Source organism: Streptomyces sp. NPDC021356 (assembly GCF_040641015.1).
Classification (GTDB): Bacteria; Actinomycetota; Actinomycetes; order Streptomycetales; family Streptomycetaceae; genus Streptomyces.
The window spans coordinates 1-6,287 of sequence record NZ_JBFACU010000088.1 but is presented as its reverse complement, the minus strand read 5'-3'; the positions used below and the strand labels follow the sequence as shown (position 1 = coordinate 6,287).

Genomic DNA, 6,287 nt, shown 5'->3' with positions numbered 1-6,287 from the left:
ACGACGTCCTCGCCGACATCCGCGCCGCACGCCCCGCCCACGAAGAAGCACTCCGCCAATACCACGCCAACCACACCAAGGAGACCGCGCGATGAGTGACCTCTACAAGCACGGCACTGGCGACGTCCTCGTGGAACGCCGCGACGACGGTGTCCTCCTCATCACGATCAACCGGCCCGAGCGGTACAACTCGCTCACCATGCCCATGTTCGAGGAGATGAACCAGATCTGGGCCGACGTCGAGCGCGACGATCAGACCCGGGTCGTGGTTGTCACCGGAGCCGGCAAGGCCTTCTGTACCGGGATGGACGTGGCGCAGCCCGATCCGACGCCCGAGCAGACGCTCGCGATGCTGGAGACGGAGCGCAAGCGGGTTGCCACCGTCCTGCGCATCGAGAAGCCGATCATCTCCGCAATCAACGGTCCCGCAGTCGGCTACGGCCTGTCGACCGCGCTCCTTGCCGACATCAGCATCGCCGCGGACGACGCGGTGCTGATTGAGGGCCACACCAAGGTCGGCGTGACGGCCGGCGACCACGCTGCACTCATCTGGCCACTGCTCGTCGGCATGGCCAAGACCAAGTACTACGTACTCACCTCCGAGAAGCTGACCGGTGCCGAAGCCGAGCGGATCGGGCTTGTGAGTCTGTCCGTTCCCCGTGAGCAGGTACTGCCCCGTGCTCTCGAGGTCGCATCCCAACTGGCGCGTGGTTCCCAGCAGGCTCTCCGTTTCACCAAGCGCGCACTCAACACCTGGCTCACCAACGCGGTGCCTCAGCACGAACTGTCCTCGGCGCTCGAGATCATCGACTTCGCCAGCGCCGACTACGCCGAAGCGCGCCAGGCCTTCCGGGAAAAGCGTCCTGTGGACTTCCCCTCCGCTCGCATCGCTAGCGCCCAGGCGAACTAACCGGAGACGAGCATGACCACAGGTTCGGACCACACAGCGCTCAGCGCTGTCCACGCGTCCGACGAAGCGGACGGCGTGGTTGTCATCACTCTGAACCACCCGCCCGCAAACGCGCTCAGTGACTCGCTCGTCAGCGACCTGACGGCGAAGCTGGAGACCCTCGCCAAGGGTCCTGATGCCCCCGCGCTGGTTCTGACGGGCGCCGGCGAGCGCTTCTTCTGCGCGGGTGGCGACATGAAGGAAGCCGTCGACTTCAACGCCGATGCGATGGCCGGGCGGATGAAGTCGTTCCACGCGCTGCTCTGCGCACTGGAGAACTATCCCCGGCCACTGGTGTGCGCGGTTAACGGCTGGTGCGTGGGTGGCGGTATCGAAATGGTGCTGTTCGCTGACGTGGTGTACTCGTCGACTACAGCGCGTTTCGTCTTCCCCGAGATCAAGCACGGAATGCTGCCGGCCGTAAAGGGAATCGCTCATGTGCGTGAAATCCTTGGTGACCGCGCAGCCCGGCGACTCCTGCTGGCTGGAGAGCCCATCGACGCGTTCGATGCGAAGGCGATAGGCATCGTCGACCAGGTGGTCAACCAGGACGACCTGCTCTCGACTGCGCTGGCGGATGCGCGCGAGGCAGCAGCGAAGCCGCCGGTCGTGTTCGCATCGCTCAAGCGGGCTCTTTGCTCAGGGACTGCCGGTTGGCCAGACGAAGAGCAGCTCCGCGTCACAGTTGCCGACGCGCGCACGGTCTTCCTCGACCCTGCCGCCCGAGCTGCCCGCGAGGGATACAATGGTTGATCGATTTCAAGGGATGGCCCCGGCTTCCTTTCGTTCGGCATTGGCCCAGTTCCCTTCAGGCGTGACGATCGTAACGACGCGAAGCGATGAAGGAACACTGCACGGGTTCACCGCGAGTTCCTCCGCGCCCTTATCTCTGGATCCGCCGCTCGTTTTGGTGTGCCTGGACCGGAGGGCGGACTGCTTTCCTGTCTTCATGGCGGCCAAGCACTTCGTCGTGAATATCATGACGGACGCACGCGCGGAATTGGCGATAAAATTCACGACAAAGGGTGCGAATAAATTCACTTACGGCAAATTCGAATTCGATGAGGCAGGTCATGCGCTGCTGTCCGATGCAGCGGCGGTCATCCGGTGCGAACTGGAGCAGGCTGTGCCCGACGGAGATCACGTGATCCTCATCGGTCGGGTGCACGACGCGCGGACAGGTAGCAGCAAGCCGGTGACCTGGTACAAAGGCGGCTTCCTCCCTCATGGGGAGAGTGCAGCATGAATCTCATCGGGCCCGGGCTTGTCAGCTCTGTAAGAGAGGCCGTCTCATGGATCTGACCAGTTTCCAACCGACCCGGACGCTACCGGGGCTGCTGTTCGATCGCGCGAGCCGAGAACCCGACACCGTTGCGCTGCGCTACTGGCGTGATGGTGCTGCGCAGGCGGTCACGTGGCGGTCGTACGCGGACCAGGTGCGCGATCTGGCACTCGGCCTCTCCGCGCAAGGTGTGAAGCACGGTGATCGCGTCGCGGTGTTGAGCAGCGCCCGCCCAGAGTGGGTGTTCGCCGCTCTGGCCGTGCAGAGTCTCGGCGGGGTCGTGATCGGCGTGTATCCGACCAACTCGCCCGCCGAGATCGAGCAACTCCTCGTGCACAGCGAGGCGGTCGCCTTCGTCGGCGAGACAACGACAGACCTCACCAAAGTAGCGGGGATTGCCGCGCGCACACCGAAGCTGCGGCTCGTGGTCGGCATCGACGACGCCCCGCCGGCGCTGCCCCAGACGATCAAGGGGACAAGGTGGGAGACGCTGCGGGAAGAAGGAGCACGGTACCCCGACGGCCCGGATCGCCTGTCCAAACTGGTTTCTGCGGGCTCTCTCGACGATGCCGCCGTGCTCTTCTATACGTCGGGGTCCACGGGAGCACCGAAAGGCGTCACACACTCGCACCGCACGCTTCAGCACTCGATTCAGACCGTCATCGGACTCTACCCGCAGCTGATCAGCCGCGATCACGATGTGGTGGGCTTCCTGCCACTGGCCCACGTGGCGCCAGCGGTGGTTTCGGTTTTCACGCCGCTGCTCTCACAGCTGGTGGTCACCTACTGCAGCATCCCTGAGTACGAGGATGTCCTGCGCGCGGTACGGCCGACAGTGGTGCTCTGGCCGCCGCGCTTCTACGAGAAGATTGCTGGCGAACTGATCGCACGGCCGGAAACCTGGCCGCGCCTCCGCCGCTACGCCTATGACGCCGCGATGTGGGTGGGCCGCAGGGTGGCCGAGCTCCGCTGGTCTCGTCGCCGGCCCTCGCCATTGCTGCGGATCGCGTACGCTGCCGCCCTTCGCGGAGTGTTCCTGCCGCTACGGGCAGCCGTCGGAATGGATCGTGTCCGGATCGCCTACACCGCATCTGCCGCGATGCCCGAGAGCGTCCTCGCGATTTGGCAGATCTGGGGGCTCGACCTTCGCGAGTGTTACGGCCTCACCGAGACCGCCGGCACTCCCATCGCGCACTTCAGTCAGCAGTTCCCTCGGCCAGGCTGCATCGGGAAGGAGTTTTCGGACCCGCGCTTCCAGGTGAAGGTCGCGGGCGATGGTGAAATGCTGCTCCGCGCGCCGCTGCTCTTCGACGGATACTGGCGCAACCCTGCGGAGACCGAGGCAGTTTTCCAGGATCACTGGTTCTGCACCGGTGACCTGATGGAGCGCACAGCCCAGGGCGACATCCGGCTCATCGGCCGCAAGAAGGATGTGATCATCACTCGCGGCGGCAAGACGATCAATCCTCAGCCCATTGAAACCCGGCTGAGGGAAAGCTCGCTGATCAACGAAGCCATCGTCGTCGGTGACGCCCGCAAGTACCTCACCGTTCTGTTCGAGCCGAGCACAACTGTGGACGGGCAGTCGGCAGAAGCGCTGGCCGAACGCCTGCGAGCGGAGGTGGATCGGGTCAATGCAGACCTCGCCCGCGTAGAGCAGTTGAAGGACTTTCGCATCCTGCCGCGGCCCCTGCAGGTCGAGCACGGAGAGCGGACTGCGAACGGTAAGATGAAGCGCAATGCCGTCGTGCGCTCGTTCGCAACGCTGATCGACGAGATGTACGGCGCGAACGATGACGCGATGATCGCGAACCACGTGCGCTCCAAGCCGAACTAGATGGCTGATTCTACGAAGATCGCGTGAAGTGAAGTCGGACCGCAGGCGTGGGAGGAGGGCGTTCAAGATCTATGTACGAAAAAGGATTGGACTCCCTTCTGATGGCACGCCCCGTGTTGAACGACGACCAGGCGGTCGTTCCCCACGCCTGACGGTGCTGTCATCTGCGGCTGATGACGCTGGCGGTGGCCCAGGTGCCGCTGCACCTTCGGCGAGCTGCGCTGGATCCAGCGAAAGTTCTCCATCGCCGCACGATGAGCCACATTCCCCAAGCCGCCGGCTCAGGCCCGCTGCCGCAAGTGTTTCTGCACTGTAGAGAGCCTAATCCGAGGAGTACGCAGAAGGTCGATTCCGGGTCCAGATCGCAGGTTCAGTCGAGATTGCCCATCCACCCGTGGGTGGAGCACTAGCCTCCCTGTTTCACTTCGGGTGGCCGCGCTGGGTTGATCCCGGTGCGACCGGCGATTTGGCCACTGGTCTGCGGCGGACATGGCGATGGCCCGGCACTCGGCCGGATTCTCCAGATTCCTCGGTCGTGGGTGGTCAGAGACGGTGACCGTGGTCAGGTGGCTGGTCGGGGCAGGGCGATCAAGCGGTCGAAAGCGTTGGCCAGTTCGTGTCGACAGGGCAGGTAGTGGCGATCCGCAGACGCAGGCGCCGTCCGCCGCGGGTGATGTGGGCGGCGGCGTGCAGGATCCGGTAACGGAGCTTCTTCGGCTCGGCGGTGGCCAGTTCACCTTCCAGGAGCAGGGTGCGAGTCCAGGCGAGCAGGTCGGAGGCGGCGAGTGCGAGTTCGAGCCAGGCGGCGTTGATGGTGAAGTGGCGGGAGGGGAAGCGGCCGAAGCCGGTGGTCTTGCCGCTGCGGATGCGGTCTTCGACGCGGGCGTGCGCGCGGTGGCGGGCTTCCAGGTGTTGGGCTGTTCCGCCGTCTGTGTGGGGAGTGTCGGTGAGGAAGACCTGGTGGCGCATGCCTTCGTCCTGGTCGAACAGGGACAGTTGGGCGCCTGGATGGGGACGCTCGCGGCGGACGATGATCCGGGTGCTGTCCGGGTAGCCGGCCAGGTTGACCGTGCCGGTCAGTTCGGCGACTTCGGCTCCGGTCCGCAGGGTCCCGTCCTGCTCCGGTGCGGGGTGCCAGACCTGCTCGGGCAGGGTCCGGATCGCGCGGCGGACCGGCCCGGTGATGGGGTGTCCGACGGAGAAGTACGTGCGGATGCCGCGGGTGCGCTGGGATCGGATGTGATGCAGGAAGGCTTTGGCGCCTCCGGCGGTGTCGGTGCGGACGAGGATGTCGGTGCCGTGGCGGTGGGCGTCGGGGATCTGGGTGAGGGCCGCATCGAGGACGGTGATGTGGTCGGTTGCGCTGTTGGCTCCGGCATTGCCGGGCCGCAGCAGTCCGGCGAGGGCTTCGCCGGTGTCGTCCAGGAAGCACAGCAGCGGGTGGAATCCGAAGCCGTGCTTGTAGGTGGGTGCTGCCTGTTCCTTTTCGGAGTGGCAGGTGACCAGGGTGGCGTCGATGTCGAGCACCAGGCCCGGCAGGCCGCGGCGGGCGGCGCGGGCCGACGGTATCCCTGCCCGGGTCTTGGCGGCTTGCAGCCAGGCGACCTCCCGGGCCGTGGCTCTTGCCGCCTGCAGCGCGGCCAGCGTCGTCGAATCGATGCCGGCCAGCAGCCGCCAAGCGGTCGTGTGGAGGCGACCGGGCCGAACACCGCAGGCTGGTCACGCAGGACGGAGAGGTCACGGATTGCTTCGCCGCCGTCGGCGAGCATCACGGCCATGTCCACGGCGATCCGCCCGGGAGCGTGTCCAGTGCCGCGTGGCCGCAGGTGGCGCAGCGCATTGGTGAAGGCCGCGGTCAGGCCGGTCGCGTCGGCAAGATCGGCCAGCAGCCGCGATCCTGCGTGGCTGACCACTCCATGGCCGTCGGCCGAGACGACAAGCTGGGGGCGCGAGGCGGTATTGTGCACGCAGAAAGTGCCTTCCTGCTGGAACGACAGAAGCCTTAGACAAGCCCTATCGCCCCAGGTCAGAAGGCACTTTCGCTTTCTTGCTCAAGATCCGGACGCCGCTCAAGCGAAACAGCCAGGCTAAGCCTGCAACGTTGCGACGATGATGCGAATCCGCCTTAGCCTCGATCTTGCGTGACGGTCTGCCGACGGAGTCGGCGGACCGTTTTGCTTTGTCCGGTGGGTGATGGTCAGGCCGGTGGCCCGACTGTC

The 6,287-nt window shown here is 65.5% G+C and carries 4 protein-coding genes and 1 pseudogene; 4 read left to right on the top strand and 1 reads right to left on the bottom strand.

The window, feature by feature from the left end; translation table 11 throughout:
* The first annotated feature begins 91 nt into the window (after window positions 1–91).
* Genes AB0G56_RS41875 through AB0G56_RS41860 form a run of 4 tightly spaced genes read left to right on the top strand, consistent with a single transcriptional unit; the run spans window position 92 to window position 4,068 of the window.
* Window positions 92–910 (top strand): enoyl-CoA hydratase/isomerase family protein, encoded by an 819-nt coding sequence (locus AB0G56_RS41875; RefSeq protein WP_360981516.1) that lies wholly within the window; start codon window positions 92–94, stop codon window positions 908–910.
* 12 nt (window positions 911–922) lie between these two features.
* The gene (locus tag AB0G56_RS41870) at window positions 923–1,702 is read left to right on the top strand and encodes an enoyl-CoA hydratase/isomerase family protein (RefSeq protein ID WP_360981513.1); all 780 of its coding nucleotides are present in this window, start codon (window positions 923–925) and stop codon (window positions 1,700–1,702) included.
* On the top strand, window positions 1,695–2,195 hold the full coding sequence (locus AB0G56_RS41865; protein WP_360981510.1) for a flavin reductase family protein: 501 nt from the start codon (window positions 1,695–1,697) through the stop codon (window positions 2,193–2,195). The genes AB0G56_RS41870 and AB0G56_RS41865 overlap by 8 nt, the downstream gene beginning before the upstream one ends.
* 46 nt (window positions 2,196–2,241) lie before the next feature.
* Window positions 2,242–4,068 (top strand): AMP-binding protein, encoded by a 1,827-nt coding sequence (locus AB0G56_RS41860; RefSeq protein WP_360981507.1) that lies wholly within the window; start codon window positions 2,242–2,244, stop codon window positions 4,066–4,068.
* Between the two features lie 562 nt (window positions 4,069–4,630).
* Here AB0G56_RS41860 and AB0G56_RS41855 read toward each other — a convergent pair.
* Window positions 4,631–6,065, bottom strand: a pseudogene (locus AB0G56_RS41855) (IS1380 family transposase).
* Window positions 6,066–6,287: the final 222 nt, after the last annotated feature.

Bases quoted from the DNA above. Each gene is read 5' to 3' on its own strand.
- AB0G56_RS41875 (WP_360981516.1), top strand. From the start codon at position 92: ATGAGTGACCTCTACAAGCACGGCACTGGCGACGTCCTCGTGGAACGC.
- AB0G56_RS41865 (WP_360981510.1), top strand. From the start codon at position 1,695: ATGGTTGATCGATTTCAAGGGATGGCCCCGGCTTCCTTTCGTTCGGCA.
- AB0G56_RS41860 (WP_360981507.1), top strand. From the start codon at position 2,242: ATGGATCTGACCAGTTTCCAACCGACCCGGACGCTACCGGGGCTGCTG.
- AB0G56_RS41870 (WP_360981513.1), top strand. From the start codon at position 923: ATGACCACAGGTTCGGACCACACAGCGCTCAGCGCTGTCCACGCGTCC.